At 67.7% G+C, this 22,293-nt stretch carries 24 protein-coding genes; 12 read left to right on the plus strand and 12 right to left on the minus strand.

The features are described 5' to 3' along the window. The 3 genes from BRO63_RS24055 to BRO63_RS24065 form a co-directional block, all read left to right on the plus strand. Positions 1-201, plus strand: a 201-nt coding sequence (locus tag BRO63_RS24055; RefSeq protein ID WP_143219510.1) for a phosphate acyltransferase, incomplete at its 5' end; no start/stop codon positions are given. Then, on the plus strand, positions 182-1,411 hold the full coding sequence (locus BRO63_RS24060; protein ID WP_256943397.1) for a patatin-like phospholipase family protein: 1,230 nt from the start codon (positions 182-184) through the stop codon (positions 1,409-1,411). The genes BRO63_RS24055 and BRO63_RS24060, both read left to right, overlap by 20 nt. Continuing rightward, positions 1,408-1,875: a barstar family protein gene (locus BRO63_RS24065; RefSeq protein WP_059379497.1), complete on the plus strand. Its 468-nt coding sequence runs from the start codon at positions 1,408-1,410 to the stop codon at positions 1,873-1,875. Before BRO63_RS24060 ends, BRO63_RS24065 begins: the two co-directional genes overlap by 4 nt. A 10-nt stretch (positions 1,876-1,885) precedes the next feature. Here BRO63_RS24065 and BRO63_RS24070 read toward each other — a convergent pair whose 3' ends face one another. Beyond that, positions 1,886-2,617 (minus strand): 16S rRNA (uracil(1498)-N(3))-methyltransferase, encoded by a 732-nt coding sequence (locus BRO63_RS24070; RefSeq protein WP_088142218.1) that lies wholly within the window; start codon positions 2,615-2,617, stop codon positions 1,886-1,888. A gap of 265 nt (positions 2,618-2,882) precedes the next feature. On the opposite strand from BRO63_RS24070, the gene tkt reads away from it, so the two are divergent. The 4 genes from tkt (at position 2,883) to BRO63_RS24090 (ending at position 9,082) form a co-directional block, all read left to right on the plus strand. Further along, positions 2,883-4,919 carry a transketolase gene (gene tkt, locus BRO63_RS24075; protein WP_088142219.1) on the plus strand — a complete coding sequence of 679 codons (2,037 nt, stop codon included), beginning with the start codon at positions 2,883-2,885 and terminating at the stop codon, positions 4,917-4,919. A gap of 14 nt (positions 4,920-4,933) precedes the next feature. Further along, on the plus strand, positions 4,934-5,944 hold the full coding sequence (gene gap / locus BRO63_RS24080; RefSeq protein ID WP_013395726.1) for a type I glyceraldehyde-3-phosphate dehydrogenase: 1,011 nt from the start codon (positions 4,934-4,936) through the stop codon (positions 5,942-5,944). Positions 5,945-6,039: 95 nt separating this feature from the next. After that, complete coding sequence (locus tag BRO63_RS24085) at positions 6,040-7,236, plus strand: phosphoglycerate kinase (RefSeq protein ID WP_088142220.1); 1,197 nt, start codon at positions 6,040-6,042, stop codon at positions 7,234-7,236. Positions 7,237-7,393: 157 nt separating this feature from the next. Then, complete coding sequence (locus BRO63_RS24090; RefSeq protein ID WP_088142221.1) at positions 7,394-9,082, plus strand: SulP family inorganic anion transporter; 1,689 nt, start codon at positions 7,394-7,396, stop codon at positions 9,080-9,082. A 2-nt stretch (positions 9,083-9,084) separates the two neighbouring features. Here the strand turns inward: BRO63_RS24090 and fabI are convergent, their stop codons facing one another. The 8 genes from fabI to BRO63_RS24130 form a co-directional block, all read right to left on the minus strand. Next, on the minus strand, positions 9,085-9,858 hold the full coding sequence (gene fabI / locus BRO63_RS24095) for an enoyl-ACP reductase FabI (protein ID WP_088142222.1): 774 nt from the start codon (positions 9,856-9,858) through the stop codon (positions 9,085-9,087). Then, complete coding sequence (locus tag BRO63_RS24100) at positions 9,855-11,039, minus strand: acetate/propionate family kinase (protein WP_088142223.1); 1,185 nt, start codon at positions 11,037-11,039, stop codon at positions 9,855-9,857. Before BRO63_RS24100 ends, fabI begins: the two co-directional genes overlap by 4 nt. Before the next feature lie 31 nt (positions 11,040-11,070). Then, the gene (locus tag BRO63_RS24105) at positions 11,071-12,015 is read right to left on the minus strand and encodes a phosphate acetyltransferase (protein ID WP_013395721.1); all 945 of its coding nucleotides are present in this window, start codon (positions 12,013-12,015) and stop codon (positions 11,071-11,073) included. Further along, positions 12,012-14,390 carry a DUF3141 domain-containing protein gene (locus BRO63_RS24110; protein ID WP_088142224.1) on the minus strand — a complete coding sequence of 793 codons (2,379 nt, stop codon included), beginning with the start codon at positions 14,388-14,390 and terminating at the stop codon, positions 12,012-12,014. The genes BRO63_RS24105 and BRO63_RS24110 overlap by 4 nt, the downstream gene beginning before the upstream one ends. A 182-nt stretch (positions 14,391-14,572) precedes the next feature. Then, positions 14,573-14,971 (minus strand): VOC family protein, encoded by a 399-nt coding sequence (locus BRO63_RS24115; RefSeq protein WP_088142225.1) that lies wholly within the window; start codon positions 14,969-14,971, stop codon positions 14,573-14,575. Between the two features lie 16 nt (positions 14,972-14,987). Continuing rightward, positions 14,988-15,623, minus strand: a complete 636-nt coding sequence (yfcF, locus tag BRO63_RS24120; protein ID WP_088142226.1) for a glutathione transferase — start codon at positions 15,621-15,623, stop codon at positions 14,988-14,990. A gap of 103 nt (positions 15,624-15,726) precedes the next feature. Then, on the minus strand, positions 15,727-16,056 hold the full coding sequence (locus BRO63_RS24125; protein WP_088142227.1) for a DHCW motif cupin fold protein: 330 nt from the start codon (positions 16,054-16,056) through the stop codon (positions 15,727-15,729). Positions 16,057-16,109: 53 nt separating this feature from the next. Continuing rightward, positions 16,110-16,601 (minus strand): GNAT family N-acetyltransferase, encoded by a 492-nt coding sequence (locus BRO63_RS24130; protein WP_088142228.1) that lies wholly within the window; start codon positions 16,599-16,601, stop codon positions 16,110-16,112. 186 nt (positions 16,602-16,787) lie between these two features. On the opposite strand from BRO63_RS24130, the gene BRO63_RS24135 reads away from it, so the two are divergent. From BRO63_RS24135 to BRO63_RS24155, 5 genes are read left to right on the plus strand one after another with little or no spacing between them, the layout of a single operon-like run. Further along, positions 16,788-17,732, plus strand: coding sequence for a DnaJ C-terminal domain-containing protein (locus BRO63_RS24135; RefSeq protein ID WP_088142229.1), 945 nt, complete (start codon positions 16,788-16,790; stop codon positions 17,730-17,732). Between the two features lie 2 nt (positions 17,733-17,734). Further along, entirely contained in the window at positions 17,735-18,052 is a 318-nt protein-coding gene (locus tag BRO63_RS24140) for a chaperone modulator CbpM (protein ID WP_088142265.1), read from the plus strand. Between the two features lie 50 nt (positions 18,053-18,102). Further along, a complete protein-coding gene (locus tag BRO63_RS24145) occupies positions 18,103-18,816 on the plus strand; it encodes an AzlC family ABC transporter permease (RefSeq protein WP_088142230.1) in 714 nt (237 codons plus the stop codon). After that, positions 18,813-19,160 carry an AzlD domain-containing protein gene (locus tag BRO63_RS24150; RefSeq protein ID WP_088142231.1) on the plus strand — a complete coding sequence of 116 codons (348 nt, stop codon included), beginning with the start codon at positions 18,813-18,815 and terminating at the stop codon, positions 19,158-19,160. Before BRO63_RS24145 ends, BRO63_RS24150 begins: the two co-directional genes overlap by 4 nt. A gap of 42 nt (positions 19,161-19,202) precedes the next feature. Then, on the plus strand, positions 19,203-19,817 hold the full coding sequence (locus tag BRO63_RS24155) for a glutathione S-transferase family protein (RefSeq protein WP_088142232.1): 615 nt from the start codon (positions 19,203-19,205) through the stop codon (positions 19,815-19,817). Between the two features lie 16 nt (positions 19,818-19,833). On the opposite strand, the gene BRO63_RS24160 is transcribed toward BRO63_RS24155, so the two are convergent. The 3 genes from BRO63_RS24160 to BRO63_RS34570 all read right to left on the minus strand — a co-directional run bounded on the left by BRO63_RS24160 (position 19,834) and on the right by BRO63_RS34570 (position 22,290). Then, positions 19,834-20,487, minus strand: coding sequence for a DsbA family protein (locus BRO63_RS24160; protein WP_088142233.1), 654 nt, complete (start codon positions 20,485-20,487; stop codon positions 19,834-19,836). A gap of 97 nt (positions 20,488-20,584) precedes the next feature. Continuing rightward, positions 20,585-22,060 carry an inorganic phosphate transporter gene (locus tag BRO63_RS24165; protein WP_088142234.1) on the minus strand — a complete coding sequence of 492 codons (1,476 nt, stop codon included), beginning with the start codon at positions 22,058-22,060 and terminating at the stop codon, positions 20,585-20,587. Between the two features lie 104 nt (positions 22,061-22,164). Beyond that, the gene (locus BRO63_RS34570) at positions 22,165-22,290 is read right to left on the minus strand and encodes a hypothetical protein (RefSeq protein ID WP_006222760.1); all 126 of its coding nucleotides are present in this window, start codon (positions 22,288-22,290) and stop codon (positions 22,165-22,167) included. Positions 22,291-22,293 lie beyond the last annotated feature (3 nt).

Raw genomic sequence — 22,293 nt, forward strand, 5'->3', positions numbered from 1 at the left:
AATCTGCTGGTGTGCCCGAACGTGGACTCGGGCAACATCGCCTACAACTTGTTGAAGACCGCCGCCGGCAGCAACGTGGCGGTGGGGCCGTTCCTGCTGGGCGCCAACGCACCGGTGCACATTTTGACCTCCAGTTCCACCGTGCGCCGCATCGTCAACATGACCGCGATGACGGTGGTCGATGTCAATACACCGCGTTGATGTGACGCCACCCGGTCCGGCGTGCCCGCGCACGCCGACCGGCCTGGTCCTGACAGGAGGCGGCGCCCGCGCCGCCTATCAGGTGGGCGTGCTCAGCGCCATCATGGAATTGCTGGATCCGGATTGGCATTCGCGTTTCCAGAATCCCTTCGACATCATCTGCGGCACGTCCGCCGGCGCCATCAACGCCGCGGCGCTGGCCTGCCGCGCCGACCGGCCTCATCTGGGCGTGCGCCGCATCCGCCGGCTGTGGTCCTCGCTGAATACCGACATGATCTACCGGGCCGACGCGCCCGGCCTGATACGCACCGGCGTGCGCTGGCTGGGCTTGCTGTCGCTGGGGTGGATGTATTCGGGCCTGACGCGCAAGCGGCCCCATTCGCTGCTGGACAACAGCCCCATGCAGGCTTTGCTGGGCCGGGTGCTGGATTTCCAGCACCTGCGCACCAACCTGGAAACCGGCGCGCTGTCGGCGCTGGCGATTACGGCCTCGGGCTACACCAGCGGCGAGCACTTGACCTTCTACCAGGCGCACACGCCCATCGAGCCCTGGCACCGCTATCTGCGCCTGGCGCTGCCCACGCCCATCGGCATCGACCATCTGATGGCCTCGTCCGCCATTCCCTTCGTCTTTCCCGCCCGCCAGGTGCAGGTGCATGGCAAGGGGGAGTGGTGCGGCGACGGCTCGATGCGCCAGCTCGCGCCCATCAGCCCGGCCATCCACCTGGGCGCGCACCGCGTGCTGGTGATCGGCACGGGGTTCCGCGATGAAACCCACCCTGAAAACCGCGAGGATTCGCCGCCTTATCCCTCGCTGGCCCAGGTCGGCGGGCATGCGCTGGCCAGCATCTTCCTGGATGGGCTGTCGGCCGACGTCGAACGCCTGGAACGCATCAACTTCCTGATGGACCAGTCCGGCGGCGAGGGCACGCATGGCCATGCGCGCCGCATCGACGTCCTGACGATCACGCCCAGCCAGTCGCTGGACGTCATGGCGCTGGAACATTTGCAGGATATGCCGGCCCAGGCCCGTGCCCTTTTCCGCGTACTCGGTGTATCGTCCGATCCAGACCGTCCCGGCGGCGGGTCGCTGATGTCCTACCTCTTATTTGAGTCCAGCTACACCAAGCGATTGATTGAACTGGGTTATGCCGATACGATGCAGCGTAACGACGAAGTGATCGCCTTTTTCAAGGGGGCTCAGGCATGACGCGCAATGGCCAATCTACTCTGCAGCGGCAACTGATGCGCGGCGGTGCGCTGGCCCATGACGGGCTGGACAAGAAGGCCGTGGTGGACGCCGCCCATGAGCTTGGCCTGGCCCTGTTCGTTGCCAATTGCGATCCTGCCCGCAGCCGTTCCGCGGTGCTGCGCGCCATCGTCAAGGCAGTGGATTTTCCTGAGTACTTCGGCGGCAACCTGGACGCTCTCTACGACTGCCTGTGCGACACCGTGCTGGACCACAAGACCGGCGTGGTGCTGTGGCTGTACAAGCTGCATTCGGGCGACCCGGCGCTGGAAGAAGATTCCGGCCGCATCGAAACCGTTTGTTCCGACGCGGCGGATTTCGCCCGCGAAAATGGTCGCGTCTTTGCGTATGTCATTGAACACGCAGGGCGCCATCCGGACCCCGAGCCCGGGGTGGCGGCAGCGCCCTACGGCGAAGACCACTGATCCGGCCGTACTACCAGGCCAGCAGCGCGCTGGCCGCCGACAGCAATGCCAGTCCCGCGGTCTCGGTGCGCAGCACCCGGGGGCCGAAGCGCACGGCCTGCACGCCGGCCTCCTGGGCTTGCGCCAACTCCTTGTCCGACCATCCTCCTTCCGGTCCCACCAGCAGGGTCAGCGCCTGCAGGCCGGACGTGGCCCGGAGCGCGCCGGCCAGGTCGTCCTGCGCTTCCGGGTGGCACAGCAGGCGCAGATCCTCGGCGGGCTGTTGCAGCCATTCGGCCAGGGTGAGCGGCGTGTCCACCGCCATCAGCCGGTTGCGGCCGCATTGCTCGCTGGCGGACTGCGCGATGCGCTGCCAATGCGCCACGCGCTTGTCGAGCCGGGCGCCGGACAGCTGCAGCACGCTGCGTTGCGCGGCGATGGGGCTGACGCGCGCGGCGCCCAGCTCCACGGCCTTTTCCACCACCCAGTCCATCTTGTCCCCGGAGGGCAGGCCCTGCACCAGGGTGACGCGTCCGCCCAGTTCGGCCTCGCGTGGCAGGAATTCGCCCAACTGGGCAAAACCAGCCTTGCCTTCCACTTCGAGGGTGGCGGGATACTCGCCGCCCTGGCCGTTGAACAGCGCGACGGCCTCGCCCGCGCGCAGGCGCAGCACGCGCAGCGCATGGTGCGCCAGGGCTTCGGGAAGCGCCACGCGGGCGCCGGTACTCAGGGGGATATCGCAGAAGAAGCGGGGGACTGACATAAATGTGCGAGAACTGATTTGATGTGGAGAAGGATACTTTTGCCGCCGGGCCGTCCCAAGGCAAAAACACCCCCTTGGGGGGCAGCTAGCCCGCGCAGCGGGCGCGGCGTGGGGGCACTTGTCCTCAGAAAGCTAGCCTAGCACGGGCCGCCTTATGGCCGATGGCGTGGGGGAAACCCCTGGATGCTAAAATCCCATGCTTCGCAACCTACTCAACTGGCCCCTATTTTGACCGTAGGTCCGCCAGCTTCAAAGAGCCTTCCGAATGAGCAATCCGACCGCCCCTAAACTTGCCTTGGCGGATGCCATCCGCGCCCTCGCGATGGACGCCGTGCAACAAGCGAATTCCGGGCACCCGGGTGCTCCCATGGGCATGGCGGAAATCGCCCAAGCCTTGTGGGCCGGCAACCTGCGTCACAATCCCACGGATCCCGCCTGGGCCAATCGCGACCGCTTCGTGCTGTCCAACGGCCACGGCTCGATGCTGATCTACGCCTTGCTGCACCTGACCGGCTACGACCTGCCGATCGAAGAGCTGAAGAATTTCCGCCAGTTGCATTCCAAGACCCCGGGCCACCCCGAAGTGGGCATCACCCCGGGCGTGGAAACGACCACCGGCCCGCTGGGCCAGGGCCTGGGCAATGCCGTGGGCATGGCGCTGGCCGAAGCGTTGCTGGCTGCTGAATTCAACAAGCCCGGCCACACCATCGTCGACCACCACACCTACGCCTTCACCGGCGACGGCTGCCTGATGGAAGGCATCTCGCACGAAGTCTGCTCGCTGGCCGGCACGCTCAAGCTGGGCAAGCTGGTCGTGCTGTATGACGACAACGGCATCTCCATCGACGGCCACGTCGAGCACTGGTTCGCCGACGACACCGCCAAGCGCTTCGAAGGCTACGGCTGGAACGTGATCCGCGGCATCGACGGCCATGACGTCGCCGCCGTGGACGCCGCCATCAAGGCTGCCCGCAAGCAATCGGAAAAGCCCACGCTGATCGTCTGCCGCACCGTCATCGGCAAGGGTTCGCCCAACATGGCCGGCACGCACAATGTGCACGGCGCGCCGCTGGGCAAGGACGAGATCGCCGCCACCCGCGCCGCGTTGGGCTGGTCGTCGGAACCGTTCCAGATTCCGCAAGACATCTACGACGGCTGGGATGGCCGCAAGCAAGGCGCCGCCGCCCAGGCCGAATGGCAGTCGGCGTTCGACGCCTACGCCGCCGAATTCCCCGCCGAAGCCGCCGAGTTCAAGCGCCGCATGAAGGGCGAAATGCCCGCCGGCTACGCCGAACAGTTCAAGGCGTTCCTGGACGCCACGTTGGAAAAGGCCGAAACCGTCGCCACCCGCAAGGCTTCGCAGTTCGCGATCACCGCGCTGGCGCCGCTGCTGCCGGAAATGCTGGGCGGCTCGGCCGACCTGACCGGCTCCAACTTCACCGACTGGAAGGGCGTCGCCGCCGTCCGCGCCGGCGACAAGGGCATCCAGTTCGGCCGCCACATCAACTACGGCGTGCGCGAATTCGGCATGGCCGCCATCATGAACGGCGTGGCCCTGCACGGCGGCTACCTGCCGTTCGGCGGCACCTTCCTGACGTTCTCCGACTACTCGCGCAACGCCATCCGCATGGCCGCGCTGATGAAGCAGCGCGTGGTCCACGTGTTCACCCACGACTCCATCGGTCTGGGCGAAGACGGCCCGACCCACCAGTCGATCGAGCACGCTTCCAGCCTGCGCCTGATCCCCAACCTGTCGCTGTGGCGTCCTTGCGATACCGCTGAAACCGCCGTGGCCTGGAACGCGGCCGTGACGCGCCCGACCAGCATCGGCATGGACGTGCACGACGGCGGCCCGACGGCCCTGTTGCTGTCGCGCCAGAACCTGCCGTTCGTGCCGCGCGACGCCGCCACGGTCGAGGCCATCGCCCGCGGCGGCTATGTGCTGCGCGATGCCGAAGGCGCCCGCGCCGTCATCATCGCCACCGGCTCGGAAGTCGCCATCGCGCTGGACGCGCAGGCGCAGCTGGCCAAGGATGGCATCGCCGTGCGCGTGGTCTCCATGCCCAGCACCGACGTGTTCGACCGCCAGGACGCCGCCTGGAAGCAATCCGTGCTGCCCAAGGGCCTGCCGCGGGTGGCCGTTGAAGCCGGGATTACCGCCTTCTGGCACAAGTACGTGGGCCTGGAAGGCGCCGTCGTCGGCATCGACCGCTACGGTGAATCCGCGCCTGCCGGCGCACTGTTCAAGTTCTTCGGGCTGACCGCCGACAAGGTGGCCGAGACCGTCAAGCAAGTTTTGTAAAAAGGAGCTTAGTCATGACCATTCGCGTCGCCATCAACGGTTACGGTCGCATCGGCCGCAACATCCTGCGTGCCCACTACGAAGGTGGCAAGAAGCACGATATCGAAATCGTCGCCATCAATGACCTGGGCGATCCCAAGACCAACGCCCACCTGACGCGCTACGACACCGCCCACGGCAAGTTCCCGGGCACCGTCGAAGTCGACGGCGACTTCATGGTCGTCAACGGCGACAAGATCCGCGTGCTGGCCAACCGCAACCCGGCCGAGCTGCCCTGGGGCGAGCTGAAGGTCGACGTGGTGCTGGAGTGCACGGGCTTCTTCACGACCAAGGAAAAGGCCGGCGCGCACATCAAGGGCGGCGCCAAGAAAGTCATCATCTCGGCCCCCGGCGGCAAGGATGTCGATGCCACCATCGTGTACGGTGTGAACCACGGCGTGCTGAAGGCCACCGACACCGTCATCTCCAACGCTTCGTGCACCACCAACTGCCTGGCCCCGCTGGTCAAGCCGCTGAACGACAAGCTGGGCCTGGAAAACGGCCTGATGACCACCGTCCACGCCTACACCAACGACCAGGTCCTGACCGACGTCTACCACGAAGACCTGCGCCGCGCGCGTTCGGCCACCATGAGCATGATCCCCACGAAGACCGGCGCCGCCGCCGCCGTGGGCCTGGTGCTGCCGGAACTGAACGGCAAGCTGGACGGCTACGCCATCCGCGTCCCGACCATCAACGTGTCGCTGGTCGACCTGTCGTTCGTGGCCAGCCGCGACACGACCGCCGAAGAAGTGAACGGCATCCTGAAGGCCGCCTCGGAAGGCGAGCTCAAGGGCATTCTGGACTACAACACCGAGCCCCTGGTTTCGGTCGACTACAACCACAACCCGGCCTCCAGCACCGTTGACGCGTCGCTGACCAAGGTTTCGGGCCGCCTGGTCAAGGTCTCGTCCTGGTACGACAACGAGTGGGGCTTCTCGAACCGCATGCTCGACACCACCGTCGCGCTGATGTCGGCCAAGTAAGGAACACGGCTAGTCGATAGAGGGGACGGATTTGTTTTCCGCGCGTGCGGAAAATGGGTTCGTCCCCTTTGTACGCCCATCGTAGGAATCCAAATATGTCCAAGGTCAACACTCTGTCCGCGCTGGCCAAGTCCGGCGCCCTGTCCGGCAAGCGCGTGTTCATCCGCGCCGATCTGAACGTGCCGTTCGACGACGTCGGCCGCATCAGCGAAGACACCCGCATCCGCGCCTCGGTGCCCGGCATCCGCATGGCGCTGGACGCCGGCGCCGCCGTCATGGTCACGTCCCACTTGGGCCGTCCCAAGGAAGGCGTGCTGACCGAGGCCGATTCGCTGGCCAAGGTCGGCCAGCGCCTGTCCGAGCTGCTGGGCATGCCCGTGCAGCTGGTGCGCGACTGGGTCGACGGCGTCCAGGTCGATCACGGCCAGGTCGTGCTGCTGGAAAACTGCCGCGTCAACGTCGGCGAAAAGAAAGACGACGAAACGCTGGCCAAGAAGATGGCCGCGCTGTGCGACGTCTACGTCAACGACGCGTTCGGCACGGCCCACCGCGCCGAAGCGACCACCCACGGCATCGCGCGCTTCGCGCCCGTGGCCTGCGCCGGTCCGCTGCTGGCCGCCGAACTGGACGCCCTGGGCCGCGCGCTGCACGAACCCAAGCGTCCGCTGGTCGCCATCGTGGGCGGCTCCAAGGTGTCGACCAAGCTGTCCATCCTGCAATCGCTGGCCGACAAGGTCGACCAGCTGGTGGTGGGCGGCGGCATCGCCAATACCTTCATGCTGGCCGCCGGCCTGTCCATCGGCAAGTCGCTGGCCGAACCCGATCAGGTCGACCAGGCGCGCGCCGTGATCGACATCATGAAGCAGCGCGGCGCGGCCGTGCCGATCCCGGTGGACGTGGTGTGCGCCAAGTCCTTCGGCGCCGACGCCGCAGCCACCGTCAAGGCGGCTGAAGACGTGGCCGACGACGACATGATCCTGGACATCGGTCCCAAGACCGCGGCGCAACTGGCCGAGATCCTGAAGCAGGCCGGCACCATCGTGTGGAACGGCCCGGTGGGCGTGTTCGAATTCGACCAGTTCGCCAACGGCACCGAAGTGGTGGCGCGCGCGATCGCGGAATCGGAAGGCTTTTCGATCGCCGGCGGCGGCGACACGCTGGCCGCCATCGCCAAGTACGGCATCGGCGAGCAGGTCGGCTACATCTCGACCGGCGGTGGCGCTTTCCTGGAGTTCCTGGAAGGCAAGACCCTGCCCGCCGTGGCCGTGCTGGAAGCCCGCTACGCCAAGTAATACGTCTTGCCAGGCAAGACCGAAGCCGCCCCGGTGGGGCGGCTTTTTTTACGCCGACGCCTTGATCCCGGCCGCCCCGGTTTGGCTGGCTTGGTGTAGCCTTGGCGCAAACCGGCGCGCCCCGCGCTCGCTTCATCCCCGATTTCTCCGCAGCACCATGAACCTACGCTTCATTCCCGGCCTCAACAATTTCCGCGGCATCACCCGGGAATCGGCGCGGCGCGACATCACCGCTGGCCTTAGCGTGGCGGCGGTGGCGCTGCCGGTGGGCCTGGCCTACGCCGCCATGATGGGCGTGCCGCCCGTGGCCGGCCTGTGGGCGGCCATCGCCGGGATGCTGGGCTACGCCCTGTTCGGCTCGTCGCGCACCTTGATCGTGGGGCCCGACACGGCCACCTGCACCCTGATCGCCGCCACGCTGACCGGAATGGCGTTGACCACGCCGGAAGACCGGCTGGTGGCCGCCACCGGCATCGCCCTGACGGTCGGCGTGGGCTGCCTGATCGCGCGCGCCCTGCGGCTGGGCGTGCTGGCCAACCTACTGTCGCGCCCGGTACTGATCGGCTACATGGCGGGCGTGGCGATCACGCTGGCGCTGTCGCAGCTGAGCGGCCTGACTGGCGTGGGCCTGCGCAACAGCGGGCTGGTGCATCCCTTCCTGGAACTGTCGCGGCGCCTGCCGGAAATCCAGATCCCGACCCTTATCCTGGGCCTGACCTCCTGCGCCTTGCTGGTGGCGGTCAAGCGCTGGCGGCCGAACTGGCCCGGCCCCATCCTGCTGGTGGTGCTGGCCTGCGTGCTGTCGTGGCTGTTCAACTTCCCCGGCCTGGGCATCGCCGTCGTGGGAGAAGTGCCTGCCGGCTTGCCGGCCCTGAGCCTGCCGGTGCGCCTGGAGGGCGTGGACGGCATCCTGCTGGGCGCGGCGGGGGTGCTTGTGGTGAGCTTTTCGAGCGGCATCGTGACGGCGCGCAGCTTCGCCGCGCGCACGGGCGAACACGTGGATCCCAACCGCGAACTGGTGGGCTTTGGCGCGGCCAATATGGCGGCGGGCCTGTTCCAGGGCTTCGTGGTGACGGGCGCGGACTCGCGCACGGCGGTGGGGCTGGTGGCGGGCGGTTCTTCGCCGCTGGTCAGCGTCACCGCGGCGCTGGCGCTGGCGGTGGTGGTGAGCCTTTTGAGCGGGCCGCTGTTCTGGCTGCCGCAGGCCGTGCTGTCGGCCATCCTGCTGCTGGCCGCCATCAGCTTGTTCGATGGGCACGCCTTCATGCGCCTGGCGCGCATCTCGCGCATCGAGCTGGCGTTCGGCATCCTGGCCGCGGTGGGCGTGGTGGGCTTTGGCGTGTTGCAAGGCGTGGCCGTGTCGGTGGGCGCCACGCTGCTGTATGCGATGTACGTGTCTGGCAATCCGCGCGATGCCTTGCTGGGCCGCTTGCCCGGGGAAACCGTGCTGGGCAAGCTGCACCTGAATCCCGAGGCCCAGCCGGTGCCGGGCGCGGTGATCTGGCTGTTCGAGTCATCGGTGTGGTTCTTCAACGCTGACGCCTTTCGCCGGCGTGCGCGCGAGATCATCGAGCAGGCGGGCGACGTGCAGTGGTTCGTGCTGGATGCCGAAGCCATGACCCAGGCAGACGCCGACGCGGTCGAAGCGTTGTATGAATTGAAGCATGCGCTGGACGAGCGCGGCATCACGCTGCTGGTCGCGGGCGGGCACGGCCAGTTCCGCACCGCGCTGGAACGCTCGGGCCTGGTCAAGAAGATCGGCCGTGAAAAGATCTTCGGCAGTCCCGAGCAGGCGGTGGAAGCGATCGAACGCTGGCGCCAGGCGCCGCCCGCGGCGCTCGGCTAGCGCTAGTCGATGATGTGATAGCCGCCGTCGATGTATATCGTCTGCCCGGTCATGCGGCGGGCGGCGTCGGTGGCGAGCCAGGCGGTGGCTTCGCCCACGTCGTCGATGGACACCAGGCTGCGCGTGGGCGCCTTGGCCTGGGCCCGGTCCAGCAGCGCGTCGAATTCGGCGATGCCCGAGGCGGCGCGCGTCTTCAGCGGCCCTGGCGATATCGCGTGCACGCGTATGCCTTGCGGACCCAGTTCCGCCGCCAGGTAGCGGGTGGCGGATTCCAGCGCGGCCTTCACCGGCCCCATCATGTTGTAGTGCTCGACCACCATCTGCGAGCCGTAGTAGCTCATGCAGAACAGCGCGCCGCCCTTGCGCATCAGCGGCTCGGCCAGCTTGGCCATGCGGATGAAGGACCAGCAGGACACGTCCATGGCCTGCAGGAATCCGTCGCGCGAGCAGTCGGTCACGCGGCCGTGCAGATCGTCGCGCGGGGCGAAGGCGATGGAATGCAGCACGAAATCCAGCTGGCCCCATTCGGCGGCCACGCTGTCGAACACGGCCTCCAACTGGCCTTCGCGCATCAGGTCCAGCGGCAAGAGCAGCGGCGCCTCCACCTGGCGGGCCAGCGGCTCCACGTGGCGCAGGGCCTTGTCGTTCAGGTAGGTCACTGCCAATTCCGCGCCCAGGGCGCGAAAGGCCTTGGCGCAGCCCCAGGCGATCGAATCCGCATTCGCGATGCCCGTCACCAGGCCGCGCTTGCCCGCCAGCGGCAGGAGCGCGTTCATCGCTGCCTCACCAGTTCCAGCGTGTGCTGGGCGATGATCAGTTCCTCGTTGGTGCGCACCACGTAGACGCCGATGCGGCTGTCGTCGGTGGAGATGCGGGGGCCGTGGCGGGCGTTGCGTTCAGGGTCCAGCTTGATGCCCAGCCAGCCCCAGTGTTCGCTGATCGCCTGGCGGATCTCGGCGGAGTTCTCGCCCACGCCCGCCGTGAAGACGATGCCGTCCACGCCGTTCATGGCGCAGGCCAGCCCTATCATGCCTTCGGCCACGCGCCAGGCGAAGTACTGCAGCGCCAGCTTGGCCGAGGGTGCGTCGCTGGCCAGCAGTTCGCGCATGTCGTTGCTGATGCCGGAGAGGCCCTTCATGCCGCAATCGTGATAGAGCAGGTGCTCGATCTCGTCATGGGTCATGCCGCGTTCCATCATCCACAGCACCACGCCCGGATCCAGGCGGCCGGGGCGGGTGCCCATGGGCAGGCCTTCCAGCGCGGTGAAGCCCATGGTGCTGTCCACGCTCTTGCCATGATGCATGGCGCAGGCGGAAACGCCCGAGCCCAGATGGGCCGCGATGATCTTGCCGCCGGCAATGTCCGGCAGCGCCTTCTTCAGGCGCTGCGCGATGTACTCGTAGGACAGGCCATGGAAGCCGTAGCGGCGCACGCCTTCCTGGTACAGCCGTTCCGGCAGGGCGTAGCGGTCGGCCACGTCGGAGTGGCTGCGGTGGAACGCGGTGTCGAAGCAGGCGACCTGCGGAATCCAGGGGCGGCGCTCGCGGATCACGCGGATGGGCGCCAGGTTGTTCGGCTGGTGCAGCGGCGCCAGCGGCGTGAAGGTGTCGAGCTTGGCCAGGATGGCGTCGTCGATCAGCACCGGTTCGGACAGTTCGGGGCCGCCGTGCACCACCCGGTGGCCCACCGCCAACGGGGCGCCGCCCAGGTGGCCGCTGAGCCAGGTGCCGACGACTTCCTGGCCGTTGGGCACGTCGGGCGCGTGGCTGGGCGCGATCTCGCGTTCGACCAGGGTCTGGCCGGCGGCGTCGCGCACCTTCAGCTTCGGGTGCGAGGTGCCTATGCCTTCGAGCTGGCCGCCCAGGCGCGGCGCCAGCTCCTGCGCGCCGTCGATGTCGTACAGGTAGAACTTGATGCTGGAACTGCCGGCGTTGATGACGAGGATGGTATCGGTCATGGCGCTGTGATTCCGGATTCCGAAGGGCGCTTCAAGCGAGCGGGCGGGCTTGCTGTTGGGCCAGGTGGTGGGCGTAGATCGCAGCCACCGCGCAAGACGCGAGGCGCGAGCGCGGGCTGTCGGCGCGGCTGGTCAGGATGATGGGCACGCGCGCCCCCAGCACGATGCCGGCCGCTTCGGCGTTGGCCAGGAAGGTCAGGTTCTTGGCCAGCATGTTGCCGGCCTCCAGGTCGGGCACCACCAGCACCTGGGCCACGCCGGCCACCGGCGAGCGTATGCCCTTGATGCGCGCGGCGTCGGGGCTGATGGCGTTGTCCAGCGCCAGCGGGCCGTCCAGCAGGCCGCCCGCGATCTGGCCGCGGTCGGCCATCTTGCACAGCGCGGCGGCTTCGATGGTGCTGGGGATGCTGGGGTTGACCTGCTCGACCGCCGACAGGATCGCCACGCGCGGCTCGCCCAGGCCCAGGCCGTGGTGCAGGTCGATCACGTTGCGGATGATGTCGGCCTTGGTTTCCAGGTCCGGGAAGATGTTGATGGCGGCGTCGGTGATGAAGAGCGGTTCGGCGTAGGTCGGCACTTCCATGATGAAGACATGGCTGATGCGCCGGCTGCTGCGCAGCCCGGTGCTGCGCGCCACCACTTCGTGCATCAGTTCGTCCGTGTGCAGGCTGCCCTTCATCAGCAGTTCGGCTTCGCCGCTGCGCACCAGGGCGACGGCGCATTCGGCCGCCGCGTGGCTGTGCGGCGCGTCGACGATGCGCGCATCGCCCAGGTTCAGCTTGTGCTCGGCGGCGGTGGCGCGGATCTTTTGCTCGGGGCCCACCAGGATGGGCTTGAGCAGGCCCAGGTCGCGCGCTTCGAGCGCGGCCGACAGCGAGGGTTCGTCGCAGGGGTGGGCGATGGCGCAATGCGCCGGCGCCAGCGTCTGCGCGCGCGCGATGAGCCTGTCGTAATGGGACGTAGGGGGCAGCGTCATGCGGATTTTGCCTTGGCGGATTTGCGCGCGGGACGCGCGGTGGGTTTGGCGGAGGCGCTGCGCTTGGCGCGCACCGGGACGGCAGGTTCGGCCGCGGCCGAGGGCGCGTCGTGCCGGGCCGCCGCTGCGCGCACCGATTTGCGCGCAACCGCCGGCGCTTTCTTGGGCGCTGGTTGCTGGGCCTCGTCGCGCTTCTGCGCGCGGCGCTCGGCGTACTCGAAGAGGCGTTCCATTTCGTCCAGGCTGGTGCGGGCGGCCTCGCTCAGCGGCTCGGCGGCTTCCAGCACGTGCTTCATGGTGTCCAGCGCTTCACGGATCGCGGGGGCGGGCGCGTTCTCCAGCAAATGCGGTATGGCCTGGATGGCGGAAGCCGCATCCAGCGTCATCATCAAGGCCTGGTCGCGGATGATGTCCTTGAATTCCTGCAGCGACAGCGCGGTGTCGGATTCGGCGCGCATCTTGCGGATCAGCGCGTAGCTGCGCTCGTCCAGGCCGCCTTCGGCGCCCGACACATACAGCAGCATGCGGATCGCAGCCACGCGCAGGCCGCCTTCCAGCATCAGCGAACGCAGCTCGGCGGCGCGCTCTTCCATGAAGCGGCGATGCTCGGGCGATACGCCGGGATGCTTGCGCGGCGGGCCGGAGCGCGCGCCCAGGCCGGCCAGGTCTTGCACCAGGGGCGAGCCGTACACGCCCATGAAGGTGCGTTCGTCGGCGGAATCGCGCAGTTCCTGCCAGATGTTCAGGCTGGTCTCGATCAGGTTCGAGAACATTTCCTGGGCCATCAGGAAGGGGTTGTCGGCCGACGCAGGCTGGCGGTGTTCGCGCACCTGTTCGGCAACCTGCGCGATGGGCGCGATGACCGGATTGCGGTCCGAGATCAGTTCATAGGGCAGGCGCAGCGGATGCAGGCGCTGCGACCACTCCGCCGACTGCGGCGTCACCAGGGCGCGCAGCCAGGGCTGCACGAAGCTGCGGTACATGCCCAGGTTGATGTCGGAAATGCGGGCGACGGCGGCGAAGCGCCGGTCGTCCTCTTCGTTGCGCTCGACGATGGCGCGCACGTCGTCCAGCGTGCGCTGCTCGAACGACAGCACGTAGTTGCCGAAAGCCAGGTCGGCGTTGGGCGTGTCGGGTGTCTTGTCGGCGATCTCGGCCTGGTAAATGCCCGGAGGCAGCACGTCGATCATGTCGATGTTGGACGTGAATTCCTGGTGCTCCTTGCGCGCCACGCTGCCGGACACGAAGATGCCCAGATGGCCGATGCTTTCATGCACCGCATAGACGATGGTCTGGCCATGCGCCAGCACTTCGGATTCGTCCTGGTACAGGTCGGGGATCCAGCCCAGCGCCTGCGGCGGGGGCGTGATGTTGTCGCCCTTGGAGCAGAACACCACGATGGGCGAGCGGATGTTGCGCAGGTCGATGCGGATGCCGTCCGAGGTCACCAGGCCGGCAGTGGCCAGGCGGTTGCCGACGAACAGGTTGTCGACGATGTACTGGATTTCCGGACCGTTCAGGAAGACGTGGCCACCCCACCATTTCTCGAAGCTCAGGTAGCGCTTGGCTTCGGTGTCGACGTGGGAGTACAGGTTGTACTGCTTGGACCACAGGGTATTGGCCGGATTCAGGTTCTCGAAGTTCTGCACCAGCCAGGCGCCATCGAACTTGCCGTCGCCCAGGTCGCTGGTCAGGGCGGTGAGCCAGCTGCCGCCTAGCAGGCCGCCGGCGTAGCGCATGGGGTTCATGCCGCGCCAGCCTGCCCAGTACGACAGCGGCGCGCCCGCCACGATGATGGGGCCGAACAGTTCGGGGCGGACCGCGGCGGTCATCATGATCTGCCAGCCGGCCTGGCAATTGGCGACCACCACCGGCTTGCCTTCGGCGTTGGGGTGCAGCGCGATGATCTCTTCCAGGAAGCGCGCCTCGGCCATCATCACGTCCTCGACGGTCTGGGTCGGCATGGGCTGGGGCAGGAAGGTGGCGAAGTAGCAGGGGTGGCCGGCGCGCAGCGCCACGCCAATCTCGCTTTCGGGCTTGAAGCCGCCGATGCCGGGGCCGTGGCCGGCGCGCGGATCGACCACCAGGAAGGGCCGCTTGATGGGGTCGGTTTCCACGCCTTCCGGCGGCTTGATGCGCAGCAGGCCGTAATTGACGGGGCGCGGCAGGCAGCGGCCGTCCATCACCAGTTCGGATTCCATGCTCAGCACGTTGGGCGCGCGCTTGGCCATGTGCTCGTGGTACTGGTTGCCGCGCTGGCGCATCACGTCGGCGTAAAGCACGCCGCGCTGCCAGGCGTCCACGGCGTATTCGTAGGCGGCCGTCCAGGGGTTGAAGGGCGGGGCGGGTACGCGATCGTTGCCGGATCCGGCCATGGCGATCTCCTGTAGGTTGCTTGCAGCGGCGGACCGCCGCGCCGGTTCAGAGTGGAACCGGCCGAGTTGACCTCTCCATTACACCGCAACTGATGTTGCGGTGCAACATCGAAGGCCTTGATACGGGTCAAGCACTGGCCGATTTACCTGTCCCCTTTAGGACAGGCCGGCCGGGCGGCGGTTCAAACCGCGTCGTGGCAGACCGCTTCGATGCGGTTGCCCGAAGGGTCCACCAGGAACGCGGCGTAATACTGGGGGTGGTAGTGCTGGCGCAAGCCCGGGGCGCCATCGTCGCGCCCGCCATGGGCCAGGCCGGCGGCATGGAAGGCGTCGACGGCGGCGCGGCTGGGCGCCTTGAAGCACCAGTGGCGGCGCGCGGCAGGCGCGCCGGCATCGTCGTCGGCGAACACGGAGAGGTAGCTGTGCTGGCTGCTGCCGGCGCGGCAGCGTTCGCCATAGCCCAGCGCGTCGGGGCGGTCATAGACCTTGGCCGCGCCCAGCGCCTGCATGACGGCGTCGTAGAAGGGCCGGGCGGCGTCCAGGCGGGCAACGGCGATGGAGACATGATCCAGCAATTGCATCGCGGCTCCCGGGCGTTCAGGCGCGGGCGGCGGCGTTGTGCTCCAGCCATTTCTGGACGGAGGGGCGCTGCCACTGGGCGTCGGCGTAGGCGCGCAGCGCGTCGGGCAGGTCGTCCTGGAACAGGCGCTTGAGCATCACGGCGAGGTCCGTGTCGGCGATGCACCATTCGTCGAACAGCGAGGTCCGGCCTGCGCCCACCAGGGTGCTGGCGACGTGGATGAGCTTGGCTGCGGCGGCATGGGCGGCGTCCGACAGCGGCAGGCCGGCGGCGCCGTAGAACACGGTTTCCGTGGGGCGTTCCTGGCGCAGCGCACCCAGGTCGCTGCGCAGCCAGGCCTGCAGCTGCCGCGCGCGGGCGCGTTGGCGCAGGTCGCGCGGATACAGCGCCGCGTGCGCCGGGGCGGGGAAGGCGTCTTCCAGGTATTCGGTGATGGCGCTGGATTCGGTCAGGCTGAAGTCCGCATGCGTCAGGGCCGGCACGCGGGAGGTCAGCGCACGGCTCTGATACGGCTGCATGCGTTGCTCGCCCGCTTCCAGGTCGATGGGGCGCACCTCGAACGGCAGCTGTTTTTCCGTCAGCGCCACATAGGCCGACATGGCGTAGGGGCTGAGGAACAGGGAATCGACGAATAGCGTAAGCGGGGCGCCCAAAATCTAGTCTCCGGTCTGACGGGTAACAATATGCGCCGCGGCGACGGGCCACGGATACGTCAAAGCGTAACGCATCTGCGGCGGGCCTGTCGCGCCGGGGGCTTCAGTCGACGATGAAGAGCTTGGCGCCGGTGGCGGTGGATGAGCGGTGCGGTTCGGCCTGGTCGGCGACCTGGTAGCTCATGCCGGGCGTCAGCACGAATTGCCGGCCGTCTTCCAGTTCGGTGTGCAGTTCGCCTTCCAGGCAGAACAGGATGTGGCCCTTGCTGCACCAGTGGTCGGCCAGGTAGCCGGGCGTGTACTCGACCATGCGCACGCGCAGGTCGCCGAATTGTCGGGTGCGCCAATAGGCCATGCCGGTGTCGCCGGCGTGTTCGGTGCGTTCGACCTCGGACCAGTCGGTGGTGCCGAAGGGGATGTTGCTCATTTTCATGGTGCTTCCTGCGTCGTGGTCCGGACGCGACGGCGTCCGGTATGGAATGGATGCTATGCCAGCGCGGGCAGCTTCTTGTGCCAGAACATGGCGCGGCCGGTGGTTTCGTCCAGGGCATAGCCTTCGAAACCGAGCTTGCGGTACAGCCCCTGGGCGACCGCGTTGCCTTCCAGCACTTCCAGGGTGATCTTGCAGCAGCCCAGATCGCGCGCCCGCTCTTCCAGCGCCGACAGCAGCGCCTTGCCCACGCCGCGGCCCTGGAATTTTTCCGCCACGCCCAGGTCGTGCAGATTGAGCAGCGGGCGGCAGGAAAAAGTGGAGAAGCCTTCGAGATAGACCGCGACGCCGGCGGCTTCGCCGTCGATGTGGGCCAGCAGCGCGCGCGCGGTGGGGCGGCGGGCCAGCTCGGCGATCAGGTTCTGCTGCGCGTAGGCGGGCAGGGGAGCGTTGCCGCCCATGGGACCGCTGGCGTACTCGTTCAGCATGGCCAGCACCTGGCGGCCGTGTTCGGGGTTGTTGAAGTCTACGTCGATGATTTCCAGCACGATCGGTTCCTGTGGGCTTGCCGTGGTCGGGGCTGGCGCATCCGGGCGCCAACCGGACATTATGCGCGATGCCGAAAGCCTGACAAGGCGCATTGAAAAATCGTCCCATAACCCCTATCTTCTTGATATCCCAGGCCGAACCCGGCGCAACCGGAGGCGGCCGCAACGCTTTGCCAAGGGCTGCACATGGAGTTCAAGGACTACTACAGCATTCTAGGGGTGGAGCGGGAGGCCTCCGAAGACGACATCCGGCGCGCCTACCGCAAGCTCGCCCGCAAATATCATCCGGACGTCAGCAAGGAAAGCGACGCCGAAACGCGCATGCGCGACGTCAACGAAGCCTACGACGTGCTGCGGGATAAGGAAAAGCGCCTGGCCTACGACAATCTCGCCGCGGGCGTATCGCCCGAGGGCAGCTTCCAGCCGCCGCCCGGCTGGGACGAGGGCTTCGAGTTCCACCGCGGCGCCGCGCCCGGCGACGAGGCCCAGTTCAGCGAGTTCTTCTCGTCGCTGTTCGGCGGCCGCAAGCGGCGCGGCGGCGCGCAGCAGCAACAGGAATTCCGCGCGCGCGGCGAAGACCACCACGCCGCGATCGAGGTGGACCTCGAAGACGCGCTCAAGGGCGCCACGCGCGACATCAGCCTGCGTTCCATGCAGATGGACGAGCAGGGCCGCCCCCACATGCAGACCCGCACGCTCAGCGTGCGCATCCCCCCGGGCGTGCGCGAAGGCCAGTACATCCGGCTGGCCGGCCAGGGCATGCCCGGCTACGGCGGCGGCGAGAACGGCGACCTCTATCTGGAAGTCCGCTTCAAGCCGCATCCGCGCTATCGCGCCGACGGCCGCGATCTTTACATGACGCTGCCGGTGGCGCCCTGGGAAGCGGCGCTGGGCGCCGGCGTGCACGCGCCCACTCCGGGCGGCACGGTCGAGGTCTCGATTCCGCCTGGATCCGCCAACGGGCGCAAGCTGCGCCTGCGCGGCCGCGGCATTCCGGGCGATCCGCCCGGAGATCTCTACCTGGTGCTGGACCTGGTGCTGCCGCCCGCTGACAGCGAGGCGGCCAAGGAGGCCTACCGCAAGCTGCAGCAGGACCTGCCCTTCAATCCGCGGCGTCACCTGGGGGTATGACCATGAAAAAAATAGTCGTCACCACCGCCACGATCGTGGGCAAGTCCCGGCCGCTGTCCGCGGACGACCTGGCCCGCGCCTGCGGCGAGGAAGTCGAATGGGTCGTCCGGCTGGTCGAAGTCGGCATCGTCAACGCCAGCGGTCCCCGGCCCGCCGAATGGCGCTTCTACAGCACCGATTTGCAACGCGCGCTGGATGCCCGCCGCCTGGTGCGGGACTTCGGCGCCGGCTTGGACGCGGCGGCGCTGATTCTGGACTTGAGCCAGGAGGTACGTCGCCTGAAACAGCAACTGCGCGTACTGGGGGGCGACGAGAAGTAGGGGGCAATGGGTAAACTAGCTTGTCGTGGAACCGTACAAGCGAAAATACCTTGGAGACACCCTCCGCTCCCGCGCCCGCTCTTGCGGGCAGCGCCCGTATCGATGGCCTGAAATCCTGCCTGCCCGTCATGATCGGCTACTTTCCAGTGGCCGTGACCTTCGGCATCGCCGGGGTGGCGGCAGGCCTGTCACCCCTGCAAGTGGTGCTGATTTCCGTGCTGGTCTATGCCGGCGCCAGCCAGTTCCTGCTGCTCGCTTCCATCAAGGCCGGTACGCCGTGGCTGTGGGTGGTGGCGCTGTGTTCGCTGCTCAACGCTCGGCATTTGCTGTACGGCCCGCTGCTGTCGCGCTTCCTGCCCGCGGCGCTGCGCGACCGCCTGAAGGTCGCCTTCCTGCTCACCGATGAGGTCTTCGCCACCGCGTTCAACCGCCTGCAGACCGTGGAACCCGCGGGCCGCCAGCGCTGGATGATCGCGCTGGGACTGGGCGCCTGGCTGACCTGGATCGCCGGCACCGCCGTCGGCGTCTATGCGGGAGACGGGCTGGAACGCCACTATCCCATGCTGTCCCAGGTGATGCGCTTCGCGCTGCCCGCGTTGTTCATGGCCCTGGTGTGCCAGAGCGCCAAGCGCGGCATGGGCCTGCCCATCGTGGCGGCGGTGGCCGGCGCCGCCGGCGTGGCTGCGCTGGGCCATACCAGCCTGGCCATCCTGGCCGGCGCGGTCATCGGCTGCGCTGCCTATCGCCTGAGGAGGTCCGCATGAACGCCGACGGACTGGGTTTCTGGGGCGCGGTGATCGCCATGGCGGCCATCACCTATCTGACGCGCGCCTTGCCCTTCATGCTTTCCGAGCGCAGCCGCCTGCTGCGCCATCTGACGCGCGAAGGCTCGGCGCTGGCCGCGTTGGGACCGTCGCTGCTGGCCGGAATCGCGGCGGCGGTGATCGTGCCCGACCTGCTGGCCGCCGGCGACCAGGCGGCCAACCTCGGCCCCTACGCAGGCGGCCTGGTCGTGACCGCCGTGGCGGCCCGCCTGGTCAGCAACGCCGGTGTCGCGGTGCTGCTGGGCATGGCCGGATACGGGGTGTTGCTGGCCTTGGCGGCGTAAAGCCAGCGCGGCAAAATGGTCGGACTTCCATGGAGACCGACCATGCTTACGCTCTACCATGCGCCGCGCTCGCGGTCGTTCCGGATACTCTGGCTGCTCGAAGAACTGGGCGTGCCCTACGACACCGAAATGGTGTCCATCCGCGGCAGCGACAGCGCGGGCCACATGCCCTCGGATTACATCGACATCCACCCGCATCGCAAGGTGCCGGCCCTGGTGCACGACGGCGTGCCCATCTTCGAGACGCCGGCAATCGCACTCTATCTGACCGACCTGTTCCCCCAGGCGGGGCTGGGGCCGGTGGCGGGCGACCCGCTGCGCGGTCCCTACCTGACCTGGCTGGCGTACTCCACCGGCGTGTTCGAGCCCGCCATGGCCGAGCGCGCCTTCAAGACGCCGCATCACGCGGGCGCGCTGGGCTGGGGCTCGGCCGAGGAGGTCGAGCAGGTGCTGACCCGGGTCCTGCAGGCGCGGCCGTTTTTCCTGGGCGAGAAGTTCTCGGCGGTGGACATCGTGCTGGGCGGAACCCTGCAATACATGATGCAGGTGAAGGTCATGCCCGAGACGCCCGTGTTCACGGCCTATGCCGAGCGGCTGGGCGACCGCCCGGCCATGCATCGCGCCCTGCAGCGCGACGGGGACATCGAGGACGCCTGAGGCGGCGCCCCGGGCTTTAGCCGCGACCGATGCGCGCGCTCAGGTCCGCCTGCCATTCCTGGGGGCGGCCCAGGTAGCGGCTGGGCTCCAGCATCTCGCAGACCCCATCGCGTTCCAGCGCCAGGGTGGGAAAGCCGCTGCCGCCGACCTGCGCCAACAGCTTGCGGCTGGCGGCGATGTGCGCGGCGGTTTCGGCGCCCTGCGCCGCGGCGTAGGCCGCGCGGAAGGCCTCCGGGTCCAGGCCGATGTCGGCGGCCAGGGACTGCAGCACGGCCGGATCGGCGATGCGCAGGCCTTGCACGTAGTGCGCGCGCTGGATGCGCTTGAGCAGGTCCAGCCCGCGGCCGGCCAGCGTCTGCGCGGCCAGGATGGCGGTGGTGGGCGGCTCGGAATCGAACACCGCGCCCTCATCGCGCAACAGGCCGTTGAAATAGTCGTCGCCAAAGGGCTGGCCGGTCAGGCCGGCGATGCGCTCGTCATGCGGCATGACGTAGCGGCGCAGCCTGTCGGTGACCGGCTGGCGGTTGCTGCCCGTCATCATGCCGCCGCCATGCAGCGCGATGTCCAGGCCGGGAACGGCGCGAGCCGCCTCCACCAGCGGCGCGGCGCCATAGCACCAGCCGCAGAGCGGGTCGAAAATGTAATGCAGGGTGGGATTTGAGGTAGCCATGGCGTCATGGTAGACGCGGGCAGGGCTGGCAGGAAGCCTGGCGGGGTAGCCAGAGTGTTGCATCGGCCGTGCAGATTGCCTGCACGGCCGTTCGATATCAACCGGCGATCTGCACGCCGATCCAGAACAGGCCAGCGGCCAGCAGCATCGAGGCGGGCAGGGTCAGCACCCAGGCCATCAGGATGTTGCGCACGGTGCTGCCTTGCAGGCCGCTCTTGTTGGCGATCATGGTCCCGGCCACGCCCGAGGACAGCACGTGGGTGGTGGACACCGGCAGGCTGAAGACGTTGGCGATGCCGATGGCGCCCATGGCCGTGACTTGCGCGGACATGCCCTGCGCGTAGGTCATGCCCTGCTTGCCGATCTTCTCGCCCACCGTCAGCACCACGCGGCGCCAGCCGACCATGGTGCCCGCGCCCAGTGCCAGGGCCACCGCCACGATCACCCAGAAGGGGGCGTATTCGGTGGTGGCCGTCAGGTCGGCGCGCAGGCGCTGCAGGTCGGCGCGTTCGCGGGCCGGCAGCCCTTCAATGCGCGCGACCTTCTTGGCCGTGTCGTCCAGGCAGAGCAGGTAGCGGCGCACGGAAATGCGCTTCTCGGCCGACAGGTCGGCGTAGTTGGACACGCCGTGCAGGTCGGTCTGCAGCGCGGCGATGGTCGGCATGGTCAGTTCGGGATCGCAGCGGAAGTTGCGCGGCAGCTCGGTGGTCGCGTCCACGCGCTTGAGCGCCAGGTATTCGCCCAGCATGGCTTCATTGCGCTGGTAGAACACGTTCAGGTGGTTGGCGGCGTCGCGGGTGCGTTCGATCTGGTAGGTGGTGCTGTTGGTGTCCAGCACGAAGTTGGCGGGCACGATGCCGATCAGCACCAGCATGATCAGGCCGATCCCTTTCTGGCCGTCGTTGGAGCCGTGCACGAAGCTCACGCCCATGGCCGACAGCACCAGCACCAGGCGGTTCCAGAAGGGCGGATGCTTCTTGTTGTCGATGGCGCGGCGCTGTTCTGGCGTCTTGTGCATCTTGGAAAGCGGCAGCCAGCGCTTGAGCGCCAGCAGCAGGCCGCCCGCCACCAGGAAGCCGGCCACCGGCGACACCACCAGCGACAGGCCGATGTCGATGGCCTTGCCCCAGTTGACGCCGTCCGCCAGCGGCAGGTCGGTGATCAGCGCGTTGGCCAGGCCCACGCCCAGGATCGAGCCGATCAGCGTGTGCGAGCTGGACGCCGGAATGCCGAAGTACCAGGTGCCCAGGTTCCAGGCGATGGCAGCGGCCAGCATGGCGAACACCATGGCCAGCCCGCGGCCGGTATCCACGTTGATCAGCAGCTCCACCGGCAGCAGGTGCACGATGGCATAGGCCACGCCCACGCCGCCCAGCAGCACGCCGAGGAAGTTGAATATGCCGGAAAGCACCACCGCCAGATGCGGCGGCATGGCCTTGGTGTAGATGACCGTGGCCACGGCGTTCGCCGTGTCATGGAATCCGTTGATGAATTCGAAGGCCAGGACGAAAGTCAGGGCCAGCGCAAGGCTGAGGCCGACCCAGAGGTCTAGGCCGTGGAAGAGGTCGAACATGGAGGCGGGGGAGGTTCCGGCGAGAGGAGCCGATTATTGCAGATTTGTGACCTGTCACTGGTTGCTTGCGGCTACCAAGTGCAGGCGGCTGACTCCGCCCGAAGTCAGAATTTCGAATACTGGAACTCGATTTCCATCGGTTTACCCAGATTTGCGGACGTATCCGCCTGGATCAGCATCACCGCCAGGACGCCCAGATACAGGAGGCATAGCCACAGGGTTCTTTTCATGGT

Origin of the sequence: Achromobacter xylosoxidans (genome assembly GCF_002192695.1) — a bacterium.
Lineage (GTDB): Bacteria > Pseudomonadota > Gammaproteobacteria > Burkholderiales > Burkholderiaceae_B > Achromobacter > Achromobacter xylosoxidans_C.

What these genes read in the sequence shown, in the direction of transcription:
- BRO63_RS24060 (WP_256943397.1), top strand. Translation starts at nt 182, where the DNA reads ATGTCAATACACCGCGTTGATGTGACGCCACCCGGTCCGGCGTGCCCG.
- BRO63_RS24065 (WP_059379497.1), top strand. Translation starts at nt 1,408, where the DNA reads ATGACGCGCAATGGCCAATCTACTCTGCAGCGGCAACTGATGCGCGGC.
- BRO63_RS24070 (WP_088142218.1), bottom strand. Translation starts at nt 2,617, where the DNA reads ATGTCAGTCCCCCGCTTCTTCTGCGATATCCCCCTGAGTACCGGCGCC.
- tkt (WP_088142219.1), top strand. Translation starts at nt 2,883, where the DNA reads ATGAGCAATCCGACCGCCCCTAAACTTGCCTTGGCGGATGCCATCCGC.
- gap (WP_013395726.1), top strand. Translation starts at nt 4,934, where the DNA reads ATGACCATTCGCGTCGCCATCAACGGTTACGGTCGCATCGGCCGCAAC.
- BRO63_RS24085 (WP_088142220.1), top strand. Translation starts at nt 6,040, where the DNA reads ATGTCCAAGGTCAACACTCTGTCCGCGCTGGCCAAGTCCGGCGCCCTG.
- BRO63_RS24090 (WP_088142221.1), top strand. Translation starts at nt 7,394, where the DNA reads ATGAACCTACGCTTCATTCCCGGCCTCAACAATTTCCGCGGCATCACC.
- fabI (WP_088142222.1), bottom strand. Translation starts at nt 9,858, where the DNA reads ATGAACGCGCTCCTGCCGCTGGCGGGCAAGCGCGGCCTGGTGACGGGC.
- BRO63_RS24100 (WP_088142223.1), bottom strand. Translation starts at nt 11,039, where the DNA reads ATGACCGATACCATCCTCGTCATCAACGCCGGCAGTTCCAGCATCAAG.
- BRO63_RS24105 (WP_013395721.1), bottom strand. Translation starts at nt 12,015, where the DNA reads ATGACGCTGCCCCCTACGTCCCATTACGACAGGCTCATCGCGCGCGCG.
- BRO63_RS24110 (WP_088142224.1), bottom strand. Translation starts at nt 14,390, where the DNA reads ATGGCCGGATCCGGCAACGATCGCGTACCCGCCCCGCCCTTCAACCCC.
- BRO63_RS24115 (WP_088142225.1), bottom strand. Translation starts at nt 14,971, where the DNA reads ATGCAATTGCTGGATCATGTCTCCATCGCCGTTGCCCGCCTGGACGCC.
- BRO63_RS24125 (WP_088142227.1), bottom strand. Translation starts at nt 16,056, where the DNA reads ATGAAAATGAGCAACATCCCCTTCGGCACCACCGACTGGTCCGAGGTC.
- BRO63_RS24135 (WP_088142229.1), top strand. Translation starts at nt 16,788, where the DNA reads ATGGAGTTCAAGGACTACTACAGCATTCTAGGGGTGGAGCGGGAGGCC.
- BRO63_RS24140 (WP_088142265.1), top strand. Translation starts at nt 17,735, where the DNA reads ATGAAAAAAATAGTCGTCACCACCGCCACGATCGTGGGCAAGTCCCGG.
- BRO63_RS24150 (WP_088142231.1), top strand. Translation starts at nt 18,813, where the DNA reads ATGAACGCCGACGGACTGGGTTTCTGGGGCGCGGTGATCGCCATGGCG.
- BRO63_RS24155 (WP_088142232.1), top strand. Translation starts at nt 19,203, where the DNA reads ATGCTTACGCTCTACCATGCGCCGCGCTCGCGGTCGTTCCGGATACTC.
- BRO63_RS24160 (WP_088142233.1), bottom strand. Translation starts at nt 20,487, where the DNA reads ATGGCTACCTCAAATCCCACCCTGCATTACATTTTCGACCCGCTCTGC.
- BRO63_RS24165 (WP_088142234.1), bottom strand. Translation starts at nt 22,060, where the DNA reads ATGTTCGACCTCTTCCACGGCCTAGACCTCTGGGTCGGCCTCAGCCTT.
- BRO63_RS34570 (WP_006222760.1), bottom strand. Translation starts at nt 22,290, where the DNA reads ATGAAAAGAACCCTGTGGCTATGCCTCCTGTATCTGGGCGTCCTGGCG.